Source organism: Flavobacterium keumense, from assembly GCF_029866485.1.
GTDB lineage: Bacteria > Bacteroidota > Bacteroidia > Flavobacteriales > Flavobacteriaceae > Flavobacterium > Flavobacterium keumense.
Window position 1 is genome coordinate 716,706 of sequence record NZ_CP092332.1, and the last position, 26,100, is coordinate 742,805.

The following is a 26,100-nucleotide window of genomic DNA, read 5'->3' on the forward strand; positions in this document are numbered from 1 at the left end:
TTTACTTTGCAATCAAATTATATTATTAAAAATAATTAAGATTCCTTTTCTTATTATCAGAATGCAGTTTCCCCTCCAGCATTTTAATTTCTAAAATAGCTTAAATTTTTATTTATGAAAAACAAAAAAGGTATCTTACGTATTCAACAACATGTTCAAAAAACAATATTGTTTCTTTCAATATTTTTTTTGACAACACTTCATGCTCAAGTAGAAGTTAGTGTTCCTTTTTCGGAAGGGTTTATAGGAATAAAAGGTTCTAATCCGCAGGACGCGACAAACATCACTACTTTTACTACTTTAGGTATAGCTAAAGCGTTTTTTGTACAGCAGTCTGCTTCTGGTATTTTTGAAATACCTTCAGGGTATCAAGGAAATGATATTCCAGGAACGATTCGTTTACAACTATCTTCAGGTCAGATCATTGAATTCCCGGGAGCTATTGTTTGGAGAAATACTAATGGATCAACGGTAAATATGTTTGGTATCTTACCAAATTCTTCAATAAGCCCCATCAATTTTACCTACGGAGGATCTTCTACTTATACGATTAGTTCCACAAGTGATTTAGGGTTCAAAAAAATCGGAGCTAACTTGACATTTACAGATGGCTCCAACGTTTCAGGAAACGCGGCTACCTCTGGATTATTAAATGATTTGAATGCGTATTTAACGGTAACACAAGGATTACGACCAGCAGGTCCTGTAACAGTAACATCACAAACAACATCTAATACAACACCAACTATTTCAGGAACAGCAACTTTACAAAATGGAGAAACCTTATCTGTAACGGTTAATGGAGTAGTTTATACTACTACTAATGGTTTGGTAATTACAGGAAGTACTTGGTCTTTACCGATGAATACAGCTTTAACGGCTGGAAATACTTATCCTGTTACAGCAACAATTACGAATACAGCGGGTTATACCTTAAGTGATACTACAACTAGTGAGTTGGCTATTACTCAAGCAGGTGTTTCAGCTGTTGTAACTTCTGTTTCGCAATTAGTACCATTTTCGGCATGTTCAGGTTCAGCATCAGTTGTTCAAAGTTTTTCTATTTCTGGAACAAGTTTAACAGCAAATGTAGTGGTAACAGCCCCTACAGGTTTTGAAGTTTCTTTAACAAATGGTTCTGGATATAGTACTAGTGTTACAATAACAGCTTCGGGAACATTAACTGCTACAACGGTTTATGTACGAATGGCATCAACAGCCACAGGAACACCAAGTGGTAACATAAACGTGGTTTCGGGTTCGGTTTCACAAAATGTCGCTGTGTCGGGAACTGTAAACTCACTTCCATCAGCCCCAACAGCTTTAGCTTCACAATTAATTTGTACTGGAGACGCGGTTACAGGTTTAAGTGCAACTGCACCAACAGGAACTACTTTGTCTTGGTATGACGCACCAACGGGAGGAAACTTAATTACCGGAATTACATCAGCTGTTGCTGGAACTACATATTATGTTCAGGCTAATGATATTACTACGGGATGTGCTAGTACAAGAACAGCTGTTACTGCTGTAACAAATAATGCTTTGCATTTAGATGGTGTGAATGATGTTGTTAATTTAAGTAGTCTTTCTATACAAGATGGTGCTACAGCATTTACGATTGAAGCCTGGATTAAGCCAGATAATTCTAATTTTGATGGGGCATGGCACGCTATATTTGGAAAACAATCAGGAGCTAACAATACAAGAGTACCATCACTTTACTTGATGAGTGGAAAAATCCATTTATCTGCATGGGAAGATAATACATTGGCTGATTTTGGTTTTGTAACTCCGAATGCTCATATCCTTCAAAATGTATGGTCTCATGTAGCGGTAGTTAAAGAAGGAACGGCTTTTAAGGTATATGTAAATGGAAATTTAGTTCACACCGCACCTGCTCCTACAGCTGTTAATGTGAACAATCCGTATCAAATGGGATTTGTAGATAATTATTATGCGGGATTATTGGATGAAGTTCGTTTTTGGAATACCTCTAGAACCGCTTCTGAAATTGCTAATAACTTAAATACTGTTTTAACAGGTAATGAAACAGGTTTGGTTGATTATTACCAATTTAATCAAGGAATTGCAGGAGGTAACAATGCGAGTATAACTACTTTGTTTGATTCCACCTCTACACCTAACAATGGGACACTTACTAACTTTGCAAAAACAGGAACAACCAGTAATTTTGTTGCGGGGTATTTTGCTCAAATTACAGGAGCATCCCAAGTTAATACAGGAACTACTATTCAGTTGTCTCATCCTGTAGCAGGTGGGACTTGGTCAAGTAATGCTACTAGTGTTGCAACTGTAGATAGCAATGGATTAGTTTCTGGATTAACAGATGGTACCGCTACAATTACTTATACACAATGTAATAATACTACAACTAAGGTAATTACTGTTAGAGGAATCGATTCAGATGGCGATGGATTGACAGATGCTAATGATCCAGATGATGATAATGATGGATTGTTAGATTATGAAGAACAAGACTGTTCGGCAAGCACTTCAGTTAGTAATACTTTGAACCCAACAAATTTTTATTATGTTACTTGGAATTCATATACAGGAGGTGTTTTAAGAGGGACTGTAAATGTTGCAGGAACTATTGTGAATGTTTCTGTAACTAATTCAAACAATTCTATTATTGATTATGGAATGGCACCTTATTGTGGCACTTCATATTGGGCACCACAACCAAGTGGTAATGGAGGAGCTAATTCGTTCAGGAGTACCACATTAGGCCAACATCGATTTGTTTTTGATCAACCTATCAATAATCCAAGATTCTTTATATCTTCTTTGAATAAGACTTTAGATTTATCGCAACCTGGACAATTAATTAAATCAAATAACGCTTTTCCTGGTGTTGCATTGAATACACCAATTACAGCACTACCAGGTGCTGAAGGATGCGGAACGATTTCATTTAATGGGAATGTGTCTGAAGTTTCTTTTACAGGAAGAGCATATGAATATTATTGTGATTTTTCTCTAGGAATTGCCGGCTTAGTCGATGCAAGCGCCTGTTTAGATATTGATACTGATGGCGATGGAACTCCAAACAGATTGGATTTAGACAGTGATGCTGACGGAGTTTTAGATGCTACTGAAAAAATAGATAATACAGATGAAAAAGACTCTTGTGATTTTGTTTTAGAACATCAAACAGAGCCAACAGATGCCGCTTGGAATACAGCAGATTGTGATAATGATGGTGTTTCAAATGGCGACGAACTAACGGATGGTACTAATCCATTGAACCCAGATTCAGACGGAGACGGAGTAATAGATGGTACTGAAAAGTTAGATGGTACTGATGCGAAAGATGGATGTAAGTTTATTCAAGCACATCAAACGGTAGCTACAAGTACTACTTGGAATGCTGCAGATTGTGATGGTGACGGAACCAACAATAGACAAGAAATATTAAACAATACCGATCCATTAGTTGGAGATTCAGATGGTGATGGAGTGTTAGATAACCAAGAAATTTTGGACGGGACTAATAAAAATAACTCATGTGATTTTGTTGTGGCTAGTCGAACGTTAGCACCAAGCACATCATGGAATACTTCTGATTGTGACAATGACGGAATTCCTAATGCAGTAGATGGAGTAGTAGATACCGATAATGACGGCACTCCTAATTTTAGAGATTTGGATTCAGACAACGATGGAATCACCGATGCTATAGAAAAAGGCACAAATGGAGCTAGTCCAGTTGATACTGATAATGATGGTACACCTGATTATAGAGACTTGGATTCAGACAATGATGGAATTACCGATGCAGTAGAAAAAGGACCTGGAACATCACCATTAGATACTGACAATGACGGTACACCGGATTATAGAGATTTGGATTCAGATAATGATGGAATTACCGATGCAGTAGAAAAAGGAACCGGAGCTACTCCAAGGGATACAGATAATGATGGCACACCAGATTATAGAGATTTAGATTCTGATAACGATGGTATTACTGATGCTGTTGAGAAAGGACCTGGATCAACACCATTGGATACAGATAATGATGGCACACCGGATTATAGAGATTTGGATTCAGACAATGATGGAATTACCGATGCAGTAGAAAAAGGACCTGGAACATCACCATTGGATACCGATAATGATGGCACACCGGATTATAGAGATTTGGATTCTGATAACGATGGAACAACTGATGCCCTTGAAAAAGGTAGCGGAATTTCTCCGATGGATACCGATGGAGACGGAATCCCTGATTTTAGAGATTTAGATTCTGATAATGATGGAATAGTAGATAGTTTAGACAATTGTCCATTAACTCCAAACGCTAATCAAGCTGATAATGACAATGATGGTTTAGGTGATGCTTGTGATGATGATGATGATAATGATGGGGTTTTAGACACTAGAGATAATTGTCCGCTGACCGCAAACGCTAATCAAGCAGATAGAGACCGTGACGGAAAAGGAGATGTTTGTGATCTAATTGAAATTAATGTTTCGCAAGCGATTACCCCAAATGGAGACGGTGTAAATGATACTTGGGTAATCTACAACATTGAAAATCACCCTGGAAGTATTGTACGTGTATTTAACCGATGGGGCAAAGAAGTGTTCTATTCAAATAATTACCAAAATGATTGGACAGGACATTATAAAGATAACAATGAGACTTTACCATCAGCCGTTTCTTATTTCTATCAAATCGATTTGAATGGTGATGGATCAATAGATGCACAAGGGTGGTTATATATCAGAGAATAGGATTCTATATTAAAACAATTAGACAAATGAAAAAAATAAATTATATAGCGGGTTTAGCACTTCTTATGGTAAGTAGTTTTGCTATGGCTCAACAAGAAAGTGTTTTTGCCTTCTACAAATCACATATGAATTTAATTAACCCAGCTTATGTTGGAGTAAATAACGAGACACTCTGGACGAGTTCTTTAAGAAAACAATGGACAGGAATAGAAGAAGCTCCTGAAACACAAACCGTTTCTTATGGAACAGCCCTAGGCAAGAACATGGGAATTGGAGTATCTGTAATCAATGACAGAACATTTATAGAGAAGGAAACTTTTTTAGGTGTTGATTTTTGTTATAAAGTTCAAATGGACGCTACAACTGATTTGTATTTAGGAATCAAAGCAGGAGGTAATTTCTACAATGTTAATACTACTGGCTTAGAAACATATAATATGCAGTCAGATAGAGCGCTAGCCTCTATCAATGCTTTTAATCCTAATTTTGGAGTGGGTGCCTTATTGAAAAGAGATAATTGGTATGCTTCTTTGTCTATTCCAAGGTTACTTAATACAAGCAAAGCGGTAAATCAATCGGGTTACGCAATGACAGCTACTGATAGACCTCATATTTATTTAAGTGGAGGGTATGATTTTAACATCAATTCTTTTTTTGTAGTAAAACCTTCTGTAATGATCCGTTACGTTAATGGTGCGCCAACATCTATAGATTTAACCACAATGTTACAGATAGAGAAAAATTTTGAACTAGGAGGGATGTATAGAACAGATAAAGCCTATGCAGCTATGACTACTGTAAGACTTAACAAGCGTTTTCTTTTTGGATTTGCATATGAAATGAGTCTGCAACCTACACTTGCCGCAGCTAGAAATACTAACGAGATCTTGTTACAATTTAAGTTTTAACTAATTAAATTAGTTGCAAATAAATAAAAAAACTCCATTATTAATGGAGTTTTTTTATGTTATTTTAGCTTTCTGAATGGCTATAAACTCTGTTGGTGTCATGCCTGTTTTGTCTTTAAAAGCATTATAAAAACTGGCCCTAGTGTTAAAGCCAGACTGTTGTGCAATACCTTCAATGGTAAACGATTCTTTTAAGTCTCCAGAAAGTAATTCAACAGCATATGCTATTCTAAGATTTGATTTTAGAGTAGAAAATTTAGTTTGCATGATATCATTAATACAATATAGCACATGATTTTGAGGCACTTGAAGAGCTAAAGCGATGTCACTAACAGAAAAATCAGGGTTAAGAAAAGGTTTTTCTCTTTCCAAGTATTCTTTTATGTTTTCAGAAAGATCATAAAAAGGGTCCTCATTGTTTGTGGTGGATTCTTCTGAAATAGGAATAGCTTTCTGAGCTTTTGCTTTTTTAGTGTCTCCTCCTGTAATGATTCGTTTTGGAATTCCATATAATATATTAGGAAAGAGTAGTAGCGAGAAGGACATAATACAATAAGCAACACCAGATAAGATGTATAATGGATAAGAATTTATTAGTCCTATACTAGGTTTAATAAAGATAGAGTTGTACGTGATAATTAAGAACTCTACAACTATAAAAAACAAACTCATTATGAGAACAATAAGCCAGCGAAGTGAAAAAAACAATTGCTTTTGAGGGATACTTTGGTCTTCTTTAGATACCGTAAAACGATTCCATATCAAAACCATACAGTACAAAATATAAACCAAAAGCAATACGGGTCTGGTAATAAAACCAACAGTGCTGGTATAAAAATAGTTCGTATTAATTGTTATAATAGTATCTACATTTTCAATGATGGCGGAAGCAATTTTAATTTTTTCTTCAAAAGGTTGAAAAAAATATGGAATGATTCCTATTAAATGAATTAGTGCAGGTATAAAATGAAGAATATCCCATTTATTTAACCTAGATGTATCGTTTAAAGTACCTCTAACATAAAATAATAATAAAGGGCCTAACAACAACATTAAAGGTGTAAAATGATTGTAAAAAATGGCTAACCAAAAAGGAGATTTACCATAGATGGCAAAATAATGAGCCATGCCATAGATTGATGAAAAAATCAGAAACAAAGATAAATACGCTGCATTTTTGTTTATATTCCAGTTGTTATACAATAACAGTAAGGACAATAAAACTGTAAATATTGAAACGTATAAAAGCATAGATGTGGGGATTTTTAAACAAAAGTAGGCATTTTTAGCTCATAAAAGTTGTCAAAAAAAATTTTTTTTTGACAAATCTAGGGTTGTTAGACAAAATTAGGGAACTTCAAAAGATGTACTTTTGTAAAGTAATTAAGTTTATAGAAGTTTGTAACCTCACAATTATCATGAAATTATTCTTTTTGTCTACCATTATATTGGTTAGTTTATCTGGTTTTTCCCAAGAATTAAAAACAAAATCGAAATCATCAATTGGTGATAATGTCATTTATTTTATTAAAAACAAACCTGTTTTTAAAGAAGAATTGGTGGCTATAAAACCAGAAGAAATTGAGTCTGTTAATGTTGTTAAACGAGATACTTTAGTTAACAATATAAAGTATACTGGCCAAATCTTTGTGATTTTAAAATCACCAACGAAAAAAGAATAATTTTTTTCTTTTATTTAATAATCTAAACTTAATCCTAATCGTAAATTACTTAGAAGTTGATTTACGCTTTTTTGGTTTTAAAATATATTCCAACCCATCAGAATTGAATCCCCACAACAATGAAGAATAAATGTATCATTTCAGTCGCTCAATTTGTAGTAACAACACTACTTTTTTTATCATCTCAATTGACCCGTTCACAAACTGTTACTGTTGAGAATAGTACTGCAGGAGCTGTCTCCACATATACATTCGAGTATACTACCACACAACCCTGTAATGGTAATATATTCTATTTGGCTATGCCAGATTTTGTTGGTTTTTTAATGACACCCAATAGTCCCTTACCTTCTGCAGACTATGATTTTTATATTAACAATCAACCTGTAAATAAATCATTGTTAAGTTATACCGCAGCATGGAATAATTGGAGTGGTATCCAAATTCAATATGCTGGGGTTACTGTTCCTGCGGGGTCAAATATTAAATTTGTGTTTCGAAACATAATCAGAAACGCAACAACACCAGGTACACATACACTTAATTTTAAAACAGCCAATTATCAGGGAGCAGCTATTGACCAATATTATGCTAATGTTGTTATAACATCTAACATACCTTCTGTTACAACTATTGCTCCCACGCAAGGTCAGACAGGAACAACAGTTAGTTTAACTGGAACTAATTTTATTGGAGCTACAGCAGTTAAGTTTAATGGAATAAATGCTTCAAGTTTCTCTGTAAACAGTGCTACAAGTATTAGTGCGGTGGTTCCTTCTAACGCAACTTCAGGGAATATTACTGTAGAGACACCAAACGGAATAGCAACGGGTACTAATTTTACAGTAGATACAACCAATTATTTAATTAATCCAACAACTGATGGAGGTTTTGAAGGAACACATGGATGGACTATTCTTAATACTTCTAATGTGAATAAATGGGTTGTTGGTAGCGCAGGAAAAACACTCGGAAGCAATGGAGCATTTGTATCTGATAACGGCACAACAAATACAGTAACTAACCCACAAGCTTCCAATAGTAAAATTTATATTTACAAAGATGTTGTTGTTCCGTTGAATGCCTCATCGATATCATTATCGTTCAAATATAAAAATGCTGGGAATGATGATCCAAAACCAAGATGTTTGTTTGCATTAGCCAATAGTTTTCCTTCATTGCCTACCAATGGGAATCAATATATTGTGGGTGCAGAAATGGCAACTTATTTAAGTAATGCAACTAACTGGACGACCTATACAAATAACGCTCCGATGAGCTCAGATAGATTATTGACTTATACAAGTGAAGATTTAATCCCAGGAGAAACCTACAGAGTTGTTTTTGAATGGTCGGCCGCTTATCAAACCAGTTATACACAAACTTCACCTATAACTAAGTATCCAACGGGAGGGAGTATACAAACCACTGCTTCAGGGTACACTCCTGGTGGTTATATGGACTACACTTTCACTAGTAATAATGATGGGAACAATTATGGGCTTGAATGGAGTGTAGATAACGGTGCCCAAATTGTTTCTGGTCAAGGTACCGCGAATATGCGATATTTTGTTCCATTAGGGACAACGGGAGTTATTTATACTTCGTTGCGTTATACCTCCCCAATACCCACCTATGTTTCAAATGGTAAAAACAGTGGGCCTTTAGCCATTGACGAAGTAGCCATGACGTTTTCTCCAGTTCCCAAAATTACATCCATTGCACCACTATCTGGTGCTGTTGGAAGTTCGGTTACAATATCAGGAGAGTTTTTTGGAGTTAGTCCAGCCAATAATGTGGTCTATTTAGGAGGAGTAAAATGTGCTATCACCGCTGCAACAACTAATAGCATTACCGTTACCGTTCCGGTAAATGCTAGTTTCAACAATTTCTCTGTGCTTAATACAACTTCAAATTTAAGTTGTTTTAGCAGCGATAAATTTGTTCCAATTTACACTACGCTTTCAGGATTGAGCTATAACTCCAACTCCTTGACTTCTTTTGAGTCTCCAGTAACATTTACCACAGGAACATTTGCGTCTAGTCCAGATCAAAAGTTTGTATTGTCAGATGTTGATATAGACGGCAAAGCAGATATTTTTAGTTACTCTTCTACAGGTGTGCCTCAAGTATTAAGAAATACGGCTACTGCGGGAGTTATTAATTCAAGCACATTTGCTGCAAACGCTACCATTACTGGAGTAATACCTACCTCTCCAACACCTAAAAATGTACTGGCTACCGATTTAAATAATGATGGTAAAATTGATTTTGCCAACTCTAATGATATAACTACTAATGGTGGTTTTGCGAATATTAATACTTCAACTTTGGGAACTCCTGCATTACAAAATTACAATTCATTGTTATCTTCAACGAGCAAGTACAAAGTAAATGCATCGTTTTTACCTATAGACATTAACTTAGACGGGCGCACCGATATCTTTGGTTTGAATGGTACTAATAGTACTCAAGCTCTTATGTATTATATTAAAAATACGACTACAGGAACCACGTTTTCTTCTGTAACAGGAAATACAGCTAATACCGATTCGTTCAATCAAAAATTGAATAGCACGAATTATTATTCTGGAGCTTCTGGAGATTTGAATGGTGATGGTAAGGCCGATGTTGTTTTATCAGGAACTGGAAGAGTATCGGTTCTTAAAAACACGACAACGCAAGGTAACCCTGACATGAAAAGTTTTAGTTTTATAGAGGCAACAACAAAAGCAATTAATGCTGGAGTTGGTTATACAGTAAAATTAGCCGACTTAGATTTGGATGGGAAATTAGATGTAATTGCTACTAATAGTACTTCTGGGAATATTTCTGTTTTTAGAAATGATTCGGCTAACCTGAATTTGTCCATTACAGATGCGCAACATTTTTCGTTAACTGGATTGACGGCAACTTATGGTTTGGCATTAGCCGATATGAATGGAGATGGTAAACCGGATGTTGTAGTTACTGATAATGCAGCCAATTCTAAAATTGCTTATCTAGAGAATACTTCTGTATCTGGAACCATTTCTTTTGCTAATTCAGTTACGCTTTATGCTGCAACTGGAGTGACCTACTCACAAGTAGAAATTACAGATATTGATGGAGATAATAAACCTGATATTATTACTGCAAATGGCACAAATGGAATTGTAGTTTTTAGAAATAGAGTGGCAGAGGCTGGACAAATCAGCACGGATCAAACGATTTGTTATAATACTACTCCAGCGGCATTAACCTCTTTAACTCCAGCAGCCTTTTCTACTGCAGGAACAATTACTTATAAATGGCAAAAATCTACTTCTCCAACAAGTGGTTGGGCAGATATTGCTTCAACAAATACGGTTGGATATACCATTCCTTCCGCATTAACTACCACAACCTATTATAGAAGAGCAGCAGCCTTGTCTACAGCTCCTACGGTTTTTTATTTTACAAATCCCATTACTATTACAGTAACCCCTAACCCAACAATTACTGCTAATGTACCTGCTACTGCTTGTGGGACATCTACGGTTACTCTTGAAGCAACGAGTTCAGGAGGGGTAGTAAAATGGTTTGCCACAGCAACAGGTGGTGTTGCATTAGGAACAAGCGATACTTTTACAACCCCTTCAATTAGCGCATCAACCAATTATTATGCACAAGCAGAAACGTCAAATGGATGTATTGCTACTTCAGCAAGAATGGCAGTTCAAGCTACTATAATAACTACTCCGCCTACATTAACTACTACACCAGGATCCCGATGTGATACAGGTTCAGTAACAGTAACCGCAAATTTTACTGGAGGAACTAATGTTGGCGCTAGCATCAATTGGTACGCAACAGCCACTGGAGGGTCTCCTATTGGAACTGGAACCGTTTTTGTAACTCCAGCGATATCCTCAACCACTACTTTTTATGCTGAAGGGATTAACTGTAATGGCATCTCCGCTACAAGAACTCCAGTAATCGCAACGGTTGTAAATACTCCTTCTATTATTAATACGATTTCGAATGTGGGATGTAAAAATTCTAACGTTGTTTTATCAGCAACGAGTACTTCTGGAAGCTCTTTGAAATGGTATACAGCAGATACAGGGGGCTCTATTTCAACCGCAACAGTTAGTAATATACAAGCGACTACAACACGATATGTTTCGGCTGTTTTAACTGCGTCTGGAAGCACATGTGAAAGCCCTAAAACCCCTGTTACCGCAACTATGTTTGATTTACCAGCGGCTCCTACTGCAATACACACTACTTTATGCGGTATTGGTAATTCCGCAACCGTTAGCGTAACACCTCCAGCAAATACGGCTGTAAATTGGTACAGCTCTTTATCAGGAGGAGTTAGCTTAGCTACTGGAAACTCTTATACTACAGGAGTTTTAAATTCGGCATCAAGTAGTAGTTATTATGCATCAGTAACTGATATAAATGGTTGTGTTAGTAGTCCTAGAACTAAAGTGGATATTGTGTATAACGGACCAACTGTTAACACTATAGCAAGTGTTAATGCAATTACTAATTCTGCTGTTACTTTCTCAGCTAATATAGCTAATCAAACTACTTTTAATTGGCAACGAAGTACGGATAATGGTTTAAACTGGGCAGATATAACGGCCACTATAGATCCGAATGTTACTTATTCTGGATTTAGCGGTACCACAGCTACTACAACTACACTAACCATTAACACTGCTGTACCTTTTATCCATAAATACCAGTACAGGCTTAAATTAACTAAGTCGGCAGGTTGTGTAAATTATAGTAATGTTGCAATTTTGAATGTAGCAGATGTTTTTGGAAGTTGTTCATCGGCTACTGCAGCGATTCCGACTGCATTTGGTGTTAATACTAGTGTAATTTCATCTTGGTTAAACTACGAATCGCCGGGTTATTTTTATAACTATTATGATAATAATACGGGTCAATATTGGGCTATTAGTTATCTGAAAGAAACTACTTATTCTAGTGGATTGTCAAGTTTAAGAGATAGATCGTCAGATTATTATGGTAATCCAGAAACAATTAGACAAAATGATAGTGGCAGTAAAACAGGGTTAATAGTAAACAACTCTTCAGCTGGTCAAGCCTATATTACCTTAGATTTAGGAAGTAGTAAATTAATTAATAGGGTGGATTTAGCAGGGCTTTCCACATGGAATCCTTATGCTGGAGATGTTACAGATTCATATAGGGCAGTACCTGTTCTTGATAGTTACAATGATATTTTAGATCTTGTAGAGAAAACTGGGGCATATGAAAATAGTTATGATGCCGAAGGAGGATCTATTCAAGTTAGCACTGATGGGATATCATGGACTACTGTGGTTGCTAACATTAGTGGAACGCGTTGGATAGATGCATATTTTGATAATGTTAGTTGGAATTATGTTCCTGCTAATGAGGGTTATGGCTCATTTAATTTTGCAGCTGTTAATGCTCGATATGTTAGAGTACAAAATAATAGACCATTGGGTTTATCAGAGTTTAAGATTTTCCCAGTTGATTTAGCGAATGCTCCCTACATACGTAAGGCACCTCAAACAATTAATTACGTTTCTAAAGGAGCTAATTTTAACTTAAGTGTACCAGTAACAACTACTACTGGATGTACCAACTACGAGTGGAGCTATAGTCCGGATAACATTACATTTACCCCATATGATTATTCTGCAGACTTGTCTATAACTGATTTCAATAGTGATCCCACATACAACCCACAAATTGGATTTTACAGATTAACCGCCTCAGATTGCAATAACTGTTCGTTGTCATTTACTATTGAGTTGCGGTTAGCTGAGTCTTACTATACAACTGCTGCGGGGGCTAATGCAATGCAAACGTTAACGTCATGGAAGACAGTTACGAATCAATCTCCTATTAATTTTACTTCAGCTTCGAACGTATTCGTTTTAGCTAATAGTGCTTCAACATATAGTAGTGGTGCTACATACTCAAATTCAGGAAGCTTACGATTAAATGGAAATATTGCCACATTAGGGAATTATAATGCAACTTGGGGAGCTGTTTTAGAATCATCACCAACGTCTTATGTAAAAACAAATGGAACGGGAGCTTTGACTATTTCTACTAGTACAGTGCCCACATTATTTCCTGTAGGGAATAGCGCTTACAATCCAGTAACTTTAACCAATAATACGGGTACAATAGATATGTATTCCGTTAGTGTTTCAGATGGTGTTTTAACAAGCGGTACAACAGGTACAGCAATGAATAATGTAGTTAATAGAACTTGGAAAATAACTAAAAACAACGCTAATACTGCGGGTTATGGTACAGATTTAACTTTTGAATGGAATTCATCAGATATCGTAGGACTTGTGACAGATCCTGTTTTATATGCATTTGTTTCTGGTAATTGGGTCGCTCAAACAGTGGGTTCAATAACAAGAACGGATAATTCAGTTACATTTAACAAATATACAGGGCCGCTTAGTAGTACTTTATTTATGCTTTCTAATGCTGTTCCAGTAATTAATTCATTTACGCCAGTAAGCTCAGGCAATAATGGAAGTGTTGTTATTACAGGAAAAGCATTAAGTAATGCTACAGTGGTAAGTTTTGGAGGTGTTGCTGCAACTTCTTTTGTTGTTAATAGTCCAACACAAATCACCGCTACAGTTGCCACGGGCGCTTCAGGAAGCGTAAGTGTTACCACCCCGGCAGGGGCTGCAACTTTAGCTGGATTTACATTTGTTCCTGCACCAACCATATCTAGCTTCACCCCTACCAAAACAAATAGAGCGACAACAGTTACCATTACGGGCACTAATTTTAATAATGCTACTTCAGTGTCTTTAGGAGGTACACCAGCAACATCCTTCACGGTTGTTAATAACACTACAATTACAGCAGTTGTAGGTGCAGGAACATCAGGAACTATTTCAGTGATTACTCCTGGCGGAACGGCAACAGCAACCGGTTTTGTATATGGAAATACTACACCATTAAACCCTACTATAGGGAGTATTGCAAATATTTCAAAAGTTACTACTGACCCTACATTTGCATTACCATTACCATCTAGTAACAGTAACGGCAGTATTACTTACACTAGCAGCGATCCTTCTATTGTCAGTATCAATGGTACTATGGCTGTTATCAATGGAGTAGGTGTCGCTACAATTACAGCCACGCAAGCAGCGACTGACGATTACACTACAGGAAGCATAACTTTTACGGTAACGGTAAAAACATCACCATTTATTTATTTACCCAATTTTACTGCTACAGTTGGCGATGGATCAATAACACTTAATGCGGTGTCCAATTCTCCGGGGGCCATTACTTATAGCAGTGGTTCTGCTGGAGTAGCGACAATTTCAGGGAATGTATTAACTGTGGTGGGTACAGGCACAGCTGTAATTACCATTAATCAAACTGCCAGTGGTAATTATACTGCAGGTACTACAACATCAATTATTACTGTTGGCGCTGCTAATTTAGTTTATCCAACACTCAGTAATTTTGCGAATAGTAACAAAATGATGAGTAATCCAGACTTTTCATTAACGGCACCAACATCTAATAGTGCGGGTGGATTTACATATTACAGTAGTAATCCGGCAGTAGCGACAATTTCAGGATCAACAGTGACGTTAGTTGCACCAGGAATTACTATAATTACAGCAGTACAAGCTGCTAATGGCATTTATAGGTCATCGAGTATTTCGGCAGTTTTAACCGTTGGTTTAGGGTCTAATACAAACCCCGTACTAACTAACTTCAATCCTTTATCAAAATATGTAAGTGATGCGCCATTTGCAATTAGCAGTCCATCAAGTACAAGCAACTCTGCTTTTACATACTTCAGTAGTATGCCAAATGTTGGTACAATCAACGGAAACACTACAACAATTAAAGGGATAGGTACCGCTACTATTACGGCATTACAACCCGCTTCTGGAAGTTTTAATGCAGGAAGTATTTCAACAACATTGACAGTTACATATGCTCCTCCTGCAATCAGTTACTCTAGTTCAAATATTTATACTAAAGGGGTAGCTATTACTAATTTATCTCCGGTATCAACAGGAGGAGCAGTTACTAGTTACAGTATTAATCCCCCTTTACCCTATGGAGGCTTATCATTTAATACTACAACTGGGGTTATTAGTGGTACGCCAACAACTCTATCTAATCCAATTACATATACAATAACGGGCACTAATTCGACTGGAAATTCCACTGCTAATTTAACTATAGCAGTAATCGATACACCTCCTTCTAGTTTGAGTTATACCTCCCCAAATGTATACTCTGTTGGAACTTCGATTACTACATTATTTCCTACTAATTCAGGAGGTGGTATTACTAATTACGCTATTAGTCCATCTCTTCCAGGGGGATTGCTACTTAACCCAACAACAGGAACCATTTCAGGAACCCCTTTAGTTGCACTAGCAGCTACCACTTATACAATTACAGGAACTAATTCAGGTGGAAGCACAACAGCGACTATTTCAATTACTGTAACAGATATGGCTCCCACAGATTTGGAATATTCAACGCCTAATGTCTTTTTTAAAGGAGTTCAGATCAATCCATTAACACCATCGAATTCAGGTGGCGCGATAACTAGTTATGCAATTTCACCAAGTTTACCAACAGGATTACTCTTTAACACAAGTACAGGGGCAATTTCTGGCCGACCAACTTCTCCTTCAGTAACTACAAACTATACCATAACAGGAACTAATTCGGGAGGTTCAGTAACTAAAACTATTTCGATTTTAGTAAACGATAATGAACCAACGGATTTAAGTTATACCACACCTGTTGTTTTCCCAGTAGGTGTAGCAATAACTCCATTAACACCAACGGTTTATGGTGGCGCAGTTACTAGATATAGTATAGATCGTTCGTTACCAATAGGCTTAAGTTTTGACACCACAACGGGAATAATTAGTGGTACTCCTACTCAAGTCACAGCTAATTCTGTATATACTATAACCGCTTTCAACTTTATGGGAAGATCGGTAACTAGTGTTGAAATTACTATTGGTGGCCCTGCATCTAATTTAAGTTATGGAGGCAATCTAATTCTGGCACGAAATGCAATAATGAACACCATTACTCCAACAATAAATTCTACTACCCCTGTAACATATAGTATAAGTCCATCGTTGCCAGCAGGAATGGTATTTAATACCATTACGGGGCAAATTTTGGGTATGCCAACAACTATTCAATCAGCACAAAGTTATACCGTTACGGCTAATAATGGGTTTACACCAAATGCTACAGATACTTTTACTATTTCTGTAGTAGATGTACCAGTGCTTAGTTATGTAACGCCATCCAATTATACTGCAGGTGTAGCGATTCCTGATTTAATTCCAACGGTATCTGGTTTGACACCAATAACGTTTAGTGTAACACCAAGTTTGCCTGCAGGATTAGTATTGGATACCACAACAGGGGTAATTTCAGGTAATCCATCAGCATACACCCCAACAGCCAATTATACAATTACTGCTACCAATGCTGTAGGAAGCACTTCAGTACAATTGCCAATTACCGTTAATAAAAGAATTCCTTCTATAGGAACATTCGCAGCGATTACCAAAGCGTATGGGGATGCGGATTTTACTATTACTGCCCCAACAACTAATTCTACGGGGACTTTCAGTTATGTTTCTAGTGATCCATCAGTAGTTATAGTAAATGGAAATACACTTACCGTAGTGGGAGTTGGAAACGCTACAATTACGGCTACAATAACCTCTGACAATGATTATGATACCGCAAGTACTACAACGACAGTGACAGTTAATAAAGCCACCCCAACAATAGGGTCATTTGCTACGATTACTAAAACGTTTGGAGATGCTAATTTCAATATAGTAGCTCCGGTAAGTAATGCCACTGGAACGTTTAGTTACACATCAAGCGATACCAACGTGGTTGCTTTCAGTGGAAATTTGATTACTATTGTAGGTGCTGGAACAGCAACAATTACGGCAACTCAAGCTACAGACACCAATTATTTGTCAGGAAGTACAACCACAATCATTACAGTAAATAAAGCAACTGCCACTCTTTCAAATATGGTGGCTATTACAAAAACGTATGGAGATCCTATTTTTAATTTAGTAGTTCCTACTTCAGCTTCAACGGGAGTCATAACATTTACTTCAAGCGATACTAATGTAGCCACAATTAGTGGTACTACAGTTACTATTGTAGGTGCTGGAACGGCTATACTAACTGCAACACAAGCTACAGATGCCAATTATTTATCCGCAACAACAACTTGCGTGTTAACGGTTGCTAAAAACTCACCAACCTTAGGAGTAATGACAGCAATTAATAAGGTATATGGTGATGCAGATTTCAGTTTAACGTCTCCAACCACTAATTCAACAGGAAATTTTAGTTATACCTCAAGTGATTTGAATGTTGCTACTATCAATGGGAATACGGTAACTATAGTTGGAGCAGGAACGGCTACGATTACCGCTACTCAAGCTACAGATGCGAATTATCTTGCTGATTCTACTACTGTGAGTCTAACGGTAAGTAAAGCCCCAATAGTTTTTGGACCTACTACCACGATAACTAAGAATTTTGGAGATACTGATTTCACGATAACACCACCTTCAACAAGTGCCACAGGGGCTTTTAGTTATACTTCGAGTAATACTTCTGTCGCAACAATTACAGGAAATATCGTTTCAATTGTAGGAATAGGTTCTGCTACAATTACAGCTACACAAGCTTCAGATGCCAATTATCTTTCTGGTTCTACCACTATTTCGCTAATTGTGAACAAGGCGTTACCTACAATTAGTGCACTACCTGCTATTACGAAGACCTATGGCGATGCTAATTTTACAATAACAACACCATTAAGTAATTCAACAGGGGCGATTACTTTTTCATCAAGTAATACTAATGTGGCGACTTGTACAGGAAATACGATAACAATTGTAGGTGCTGGAACAGCGACTATTACAGCAAACCAAGCCGCAGATGTTAATTACGACCCAGGAAGTACTTCTTTTATACTAACAGTAAACAAAGCGCAGCCTACTTTGACCTCAATGTCTCCGATTCTGAAAACGTATGGCGACTCTAATTTTACGATTAGTTTACCAACGAGTAGCTCTTCTGGAACGGTTACGCTGTCTTCAAGTAATACTAGTGTGGCAACGAGTATAGGAAATACAATATCAATTGTAGGTGCTGGGACAGCTACCATCACAGCTACTCAAGCCGCTGATGCTAATTATCTTGCAGCTACTACCACGACCACTTTAACTGTTGCAAAGGCGACACCTATTTTAAGTAATTTTAATTCTATAAACAAAACTACAGATGATACACCATTTGTTATAACACCTCCTGTTAGTTCAGGCGGAACAGGATTAGTAACGTATACTTCTAGCAACCCAGCAGTGGCCACTATTTCTGGAAATACAGTAACAATTACGGGTTCAGGGGTGGCTATTATTACCGCAATTCAGGCTGCCGATGCTAATTATAACGCTCAAACAATTACAACTCAGTTGACCGTAGGAGTAGGAACAACTCAATCTCCAGTATTGATTTCACCGGCAACCAATACAACTGGAGCAACAACCTTACAAATTAACTATACCTTACCTGAATTCCCTTTATCGGGCTCTGTTAAATTGCTATTTACACCAACCGCTGGAGGAGCTCCTATTGTATGGACAATGAATAATGCTACTACTGCCAATTTTGCTTATGTAGTAGGAACAAACCCAACGACAATTGCTAATGTTGTTTCTGGTACAGCATTAAGTTTTGCAACTTATAATCTAACTTTAGCTTATCAGGATGCCTTTGCTAGTCCAGTGGCAAGTGTTACAAATACTAACATTCAAACCTTAGCTCCGCCGTCTGTAAGTTTGGCCCAAACTAATTTTAGCGGAGCTGTTGGGGAGACTTTAACCCCAATTAACATCCAAAATACTGGAGGGCCAAGCACTTACACTGTAACTCCAGCATTACCAGCCGGAATCATTTTAAATAGTACAAATGGGGTAATTTCTGGGCGTCCTACCGCTCCAATACCTACTACTTTGTTTACAATAACGGTGAGTAATGCGGCAGGTACAACAACTTTAAACTTTAGATTATTTATTGATCAAGATACAGATGGAGATGGTATTTTAGATGCTGTAGATACAGACGATGATGGCGACGGTATTTTAGATATATACGATGCTTTCCCAACGAATCGATTAGAATGGAAAGATTCTGATAGAGACGGAACCGGAGATAATGCAGACACCGATGATGATAACGATGGTATTTTGGACAATGCTGATGTGGATGTTAATGGAGATGGTATTCCAGATAATGGTGCTGATATGGATAGAGATGGAATTAACGATGATAACGACCCAGATAAAGATGGCGACGGCGTCAATAATATCTCAGATAACTGTCCAAATATTCCTAATAGAGACCAAGCCGATAGAGATCGTGATGGCTTAGGGGATGTTTGTGATACCATTGAATTGAATGTAACACAAGCCATAACACCTAATGGAGATGGTATTAATGATACTTGGGTAATTCATAACTTAGAGAACCATCCAGGCTCTATTGTTCGGGTGTTTAATGTTAACGGCACACAAGTGTTCTACTCTACTACGTATCGAAATGAATGGACAGGAAATTATCAAGGAAGCAGTGAGATGTTGCCAGTAGGTTCTTATTTATATCAAATTGATTTAGGTGGCGATGGCACTATTGATTCTCAAGGATGGATGTATATTACTAAATAAATTGATTATCCACAATAAAAACGTCCTTATTATATAAGGGCGTTTTTTATAGTACATTAATTTAAAGCACTTAATAAAATAGTTTACAATCAAATGTTGTTAATTCTACAGCAACTAGTTTAGGTAAATTTGTCAAAAAAAATATTTTTTTTGACAAATTATACATAAAAACAAATGGAAAATATAAGATTAATAGTATTTTTGTCAGCTAATTTAAAACACTTAATTATTCACCCCACAAATAATTTCTTTATGAAGAAAAAATTACTTTTTTCAAAAAACTCAGTTAGAAACTTTTTTCTTACATTAGTTTTTTTATTTTCAAGTATTACGTATTCTCAAGATGTACTAGTTATTTTTGGTTCAACTTCTGGACCAGATTTAACTACAGCAACAAATTTAGCAACTAGATTGCGCAATTTGAATGTTTTTAATTCCGTTACGGGTGTACATTTAAATTCAACTACTCAATCTCAATTTACTTTGAGTTATTTGAATCAATTTGATGCCGTGATGATAGCAACAAATGCAGGATATTCAGCTTCTTGGGGATTTGATGCTACACTAAGGGATTATGTAAATGCAGGAGGAGGAGTTGCAGTTATGATGTTTGCAAATGCCTCTATACCATTAGGGAATAATTGGCCATATAAAGTTTTGATTCCAGCATCTCAATCAAATGGACCAACTTCTATTGGAGCAGTTCAATTGCCGGATCATCCCGCATTAAAGTTTCCATATAATATTAATACTTCTACATGGAATATAGGAAGTACTTTTAGTTCAACTGGAACAACTTTGGCTTCTGGTGCATATTCAATTTTTAAATTTTCAGATGGGCGTCCAGGTTTACAAGCTCTTGAAAATGTGGGAACATCTGGATATGGAAGGGTAATCGATTTAGCAATTTGGCCAGATTATTCAAGTGGATATTATGCTAACGGTGATAAATTAATAGCCAATGTTTTAACTTGGTTAATGGGTACAATTCAAATCTCGCAAACAGGAAATTGTATTACCTCTAATCAATCTACATTTAATTTTATTGATAATAATAGCAGCAACCCAGTTGTAAGTTACTCATGGAATTTCGGGGATGGTACTACGTCTACTTCTGCTACACCAACTAAAGTATACAATACTGTAGGCAACTTTATTGTAAATGTTACTGTAACAAGGCAAAATGCTCAACAACAGACTTATGGGACTAGTTTAACAATATATGATTTACCTTCAACAGCAAATGCAGGTAGTGATGTTACTTTAGCAACAGGAACAACATCTACAACTTTGACACCTACAGCACCTACGTCAGGAATAGGCACTTGGACTAGAGTTAGTGGCCCTAATACTCCTACTTTATCTCAAACAAATAATATTGCAACATTATCAGGATTAACTAACGGTTCTTATGTGTATCGTTGGACAGTGACTAGCGGTACTTGTACAGCGTCTGTAGACGAAGTTAATTTAACAGTTGGAACCCCTTCTTCCGTTCTAACTTCTTCTGTAGCCTCTTTAACAGGTTTTTCAACTTGTACAGGGACTGCTTCTGCCGATCAATCGTTTACGGTTTCAGGGACTTTATTAACAGGAAACGTTACTGTAACCGCGCCAACAGGTTTTGAAGTTTCGTTGTCAAGTGGGACAGGCTTTGGATCATCGGTTACTATTCCTGCTTCAGGCACTTTGGCTGCTACCACCGTGTATACACGATTAGTGTCTACGGCTACAGCTGGAGCAAAGAGCGGTAACATTACCGTAGCCTCAACAGGAGCTACTACACAAAATGTAGCAGCATCAGGAACCGTTAATACGGCAGCATTGTTAGGGATTCAAAACTCTTTATGTGCAAGTCAAGGATTGTATTGGTCCACATGGAATACCGTTAATGCAACCACTGCTTCGGGTAAAATAGGGAATGTTAACGTAATGGTAACTCATTCAGCAGGAGGTTTGTCTACAACATCTTCCATGTTTAATCACAACTCGTTTCCAGCACAATATAGTGTGCCTAACGGAGCAACACTTCGTAATGACTTAGCAGGTACTTTTACGTTTACATTTGATCAGCCAGTAAATAATCCTCAGGTCGCTTTTTCAAGTATTGGTAATCCAACTACTCCAGTAGGTCTAACCACGTCTGTTCCGTACCAAGTGATTTGGAACGGTTCAGGAATGACTTATAATTCAAATACTACTTTGACGGGTCAAGAAGGATTTACCATAGTAAAATTTCCAGGAACACATACTAGTATAACGATTCAATACGATCAAAACGAAACGTATGCTAATATTGCTTTTGGGGCTGAGAATTTCAACTGTTCTACTCCTACAGTTTGTGCGGGACAACCAATAACCTTAACAGCTAGTAACGGGTCTAGTTATCAATGGTCCCCAAATACAGGATTAAGTGCTACTAATACAGCACAAGTTATTGCAACCCCTACTAGTACCACTACTTATACAGTAATAGATCCAACAAATTCTTGTGCAACTCCTGTTTCTGTAACTATCAATGTAAACTCATTGCCTTCGGCTCCAACAGCTGCTGCTACACAATTATTTTGCCCAGGAGCAACGGTAGCAACTTTGCAAGCTACTCCTACCGCTGGAGATACTATTCAGTGGTATGCGGCATCAACTGGTGGAAGCGCTTTGGCAAGTACAACTGCGTTAGTTGCCGGAACTACTTATTATGCACAATCGGTTAATAGTAATGGCTGTGGTAGTTTAAGAACTCCTGTGGTTGTAGCGACTAATAATGCACTTCATTTAGACGGTGTAAACGACAGAGTAGACTTAACTTCAAACAGTATACAAGACGGAGCTACAGCCTTCACTATCGAAGCTTGGATTAAGCCAGACAATTCTAACTGGGATGGTCAATATCATGCTATTTTTGGTAAACAAGGTAATACTTCAAGAAATCCTTCTTTTTATTTAAAAGATGGAAAAATCCATATAGATTCTTATGAAGATGGAACAAATACTCGTTTCGATCTTTTAACAGATCAGGCTTTAATTTCGAGAAACGTATGGAGTCATATTGCTTTAGTTAAGGAAGGAACAATATTTAAAGTATATGTTAATGGAAATTTAGCAGCTACGACACCAGCGCCAAATGCAGTGAATGTCGTAGGAACTTATCAATTAGGTTTCATTGATAATTACTATGCAGGATTATTAGATGAAGTTCGTTTTTGGAACGTTTCAAGAAGCCAAAGCGACATTCAATCTACAATGAACGTTCCATTGTCTGGAACTGAAACAGGATTGGTTGATTATTTCAATTTTAATCAAGGGGTTATTGGAGGAACTAATTCAAGTATTACTTCTTTACTAGATAATACCTCAAATATTAATAATGGGACTTTAGTTAATTTTGCTTTATCAGGAAACACTAGTAACTATGTGTCTGGTTTCTTCCCACAAATAACAGGCCCAACTACTTTGGTTGCACAAAATACGATTACATTAGCTCACCCTATTTCAGGAGGTACATGGACATCGGCTTCTACCGGAGTAGCTACGGTTAATGCTAGTACTGGAGTAGTTACTGGAGTATCAGGAGGAACAGTAGTAATTACATATACTTATTGCAATCAAAGTACTACTTATACTGTTACAGTAAACGCTTTACCAACAATATCAACGATTTCGAATCAGATTTTATGTGCAAATCGTACACCTAGTCCTGTTCAGTTTGTGGTAGGTGATTTGGAGACTCCGTTGGCCAACTTAGGTATTTCGGTAACTTCGTCAAATGCGACCTTATTACCAATATCTAATATTAGTTTTTCTGGCACAACAGGAGCAAGAACGATGAATTACACTACCGTTTCAGGAGAGTTTGGCACTTCGACAGTTACTATTACTATTAATGATTTAAATGGAGGAGTAACCTCACAGACTTTTACGGTTCAGGTGGATCCAGATAAGATAGCTACTTCATCGGGAGCAATTACGCTACAAGCGGGTACCCCAATTGTAGTAGACTCTGATTTGGGGGTTAATGATACCAATACGATTAATGGCGCTATGGTATTAATTAGTGGCGGATTTGTTTCGGGTGACGTTTTAACTTATACAGGATCACTTCCAAGTGGTGTGAGTCAAAGTTATAATTCGAGTACAGGGGTATTAACTTTTACAGGAAACATGACTCCTTCAGAAGCTCAGTCGATATTACGTGCTGTTACTATTAACACTACTTCAAATAATCCACAAGACAGAACGGTAACTTTTACCTTAGGTTCAGCCTTGCCTTTTGTAGAGAATAATCACTTTTATCAGTTTATTACTGCCCCAGGAATTAGTTGGACAAATGCAAAAGCAGCCGCTGAGCAATTAACCTTTTTTGGTATGCAAGGTTATTTAACTACTGTAACTAGCGCTGCTGAAAATCAATTTGTTCGTTCAAAGATTCAAGGACAAGGTTGGATGGGCGCAAGTGATGAGCAAACAGAGGGCGTTTGGAAATGGATGACAGGACCAGAGGCAGGTCAACAGTTTTGGCAAGGACGAAGTAATGGTTCAGCTGTAGGAGGGTTTTACAATAATTGGTACCCAGGCGAACCAAATGATTATGGCTCAGGCGAAGATTATGCTCATTTTGTAATCGATGGTACTTGGAACGATTATCCATTATCATTGGGTGGTATTCAAGGATATGTAGTAGAATTCGGAGGTTTAGGAAACGATCCATGTATCGTTTTATCAGCTAGTAAGACTGTAAATGTTGTGGTAAATGTAGCCCCAACTAATATTACATTAAGTTCAAGTTCAATTAGTGAGAACAATGCTGTAGGAGCTGTTATAGGTACTTTAAGTAGTACTGATGCCGATGCGGGAGATACTCACAGTTATACTTTAGTAAGTGGTAATGGTAATACAGATAACGCAAGTTTTACAATTGTTGGAAACCAATTAAAAGCAGCAGAAGCTTTTGATTATGAACTTAAGAATAGTTATAGTATTAGAGTAAGAACAACTGATGCAGGAGGTTTGAATTTTGAAAAAGTATTTACAATAACGATAAACAATATAAATGAAACTCCTGTTTTGAGTGTGTCTCAAAATAGTTATGTAGGAGTTGTTTCAGTTGCCTTTACTACCATTACGGTTTCAAATGCAGGAGGTCCGGTTACTAATTATTCAATTAGTCCGGCTCTACCAACAGGTTTGTCGTTTAATACAACAACTGGAGCTATAACAGGAACCCCTAGAGTAGCTATGGCTACACGTAGTTATACCATTTCAGGAACCAACTCAGACGGAACCGGAACAGTAACCTTTAATTTATTTATAGATCAAGATACTGATGGCGATGGAATATTAGATTCTGTTGATACAGATGATGATGGGGATAGTGTTTTAGATGTTAACGACGCCTTTCCGTTAGACAGAACGGAGTGGTTAGACACGGACCGAGATGGTATTGGGAATAATGCTGATACAGATGATGACAATGATGGCATCTTAGATACTTGTGATGCTGATGTAAACGGCGATGGTATACCAGATAATGGTACTGACATGGATTCAGACGGGATCATTGATAGTTGTGATCCAGATAGGGATGGAGACGGAGTGAATAATACTTCAGATAACTGTCCAAACATACCAAACAGAGATCAAGCTGATAGAGACCGTGATGGATTAGGAGATGTTTGTGATACAGTTGAACTTAACATTGCAGAGGGTATTACACCAAATGGAGATGGTATTAATGACACTTGGGTAATTTATAACATTGAGAACCATCCAGGATCTATTGTTCGTGTATTCAACCCAAATGGAGCTCAAGTATATTACTCGGCTAATTATCAAAATAATTGGTCAGGAAATTACCAAGGCAGCAGCGAAATGTTACCAATAGGCTCTTATTTTTATCAAATTGATTTATCAGGAGATGGTACTATTGATGCTCAAGGATGGATATATATTACAAAATAATAAGTATTAAAA

The 26,100-nt window shown here is 37.1% G+C and carries 6 protein-coding genes; 5 read left to right on the forward strand and 1 reads right to left on the reverse strand.

The window, feature by feature from the left end; genetic code table 11:
• Positions 1–114: 114 nt before the first annotated feature.
• Positions 115–4,764: a T9SS type B sorting domain-containing protein gene (locus MG292_RS03130; RefSeq protein ID WP_264534150.1), complete on the forward strand. Its 4,650-nt coding sequence runs from the start codon at positions 115–117 to the stop codon at positions 4,762–4,764.
• A 26-nt stretch (positions 4,765–4,790) separates the two neighbouring features.
• Positions 4,791–5,672 (forward strand): PorP/SprF family type IX secretion system membrane protein, encoded by an 882-nt coding sequence (locus MG292_RS03135; RefSeq protein ID WP_264534149.1) that lies wholly within the window; start codon positions 4,791–4,793, stop codon positions 5,670–5,672.
• 54 nt (positions 5,673–5,726) lie between these two features.
• Here the strand turns inward: MG292_RS03135 and MG292_RS03140 are convergent, their stop codons facing one another.
• A complete protein-coding gene (locus tag MG292_RS03140; protein WP_264534148.1) occupies positions 5,727–6,800 on the reverse strand; it encodes a helix-turn-helix domain-containing protein in 1,074 nt (357 codons plus the stop codon).
• A gap of 290 nt (positions 6,801–7,090) precedes the next feature.
• On the opposite strand from MG292_RS03140, the gene MG292_RS03145 reads away from it, so the two are divergent.
• From MG292_RS03145 to MG292_RS03155, 3 genes are all read left to right on the forward strand, one after another.
• Entirely contained in the window at positions 7,091–7,354 is a 264-nt protein-coding gene (locus MG292_RS03145) for a hypothetical protein (RefSeq protein ID WP_264534147.1), read from the forward strand.
• 119 nt (positions 7,355–7,473) lie between these two features.
• Positions 7,474–20,130: an Ig-like domain-containing protein gene (locus MG292_RS03150; RefSeq protein WP_264534146.1), complete on the forward strand. Its 12,657-nt coding sequence runs from the start codon at positions 7,474–7,476 to the stop codon at positions 20,128–20,130.
• Positions 20,131–20,382: 252 nt separating this feature from the next.
• Positions 20,383–26,088 (forward strand): LamG-like jellyroll fold domain-containing protein, encoded by a 5,706-nt coding sequence (locus MG292_RS03155; RefSeq protein WP_280158098.1) that lies wholly within the window; start codon positions 20,383–20,385, stop codon positions 26,086–26,088.
• Positions 26,089–26,100: the final 12 nt, after the last annotated feature.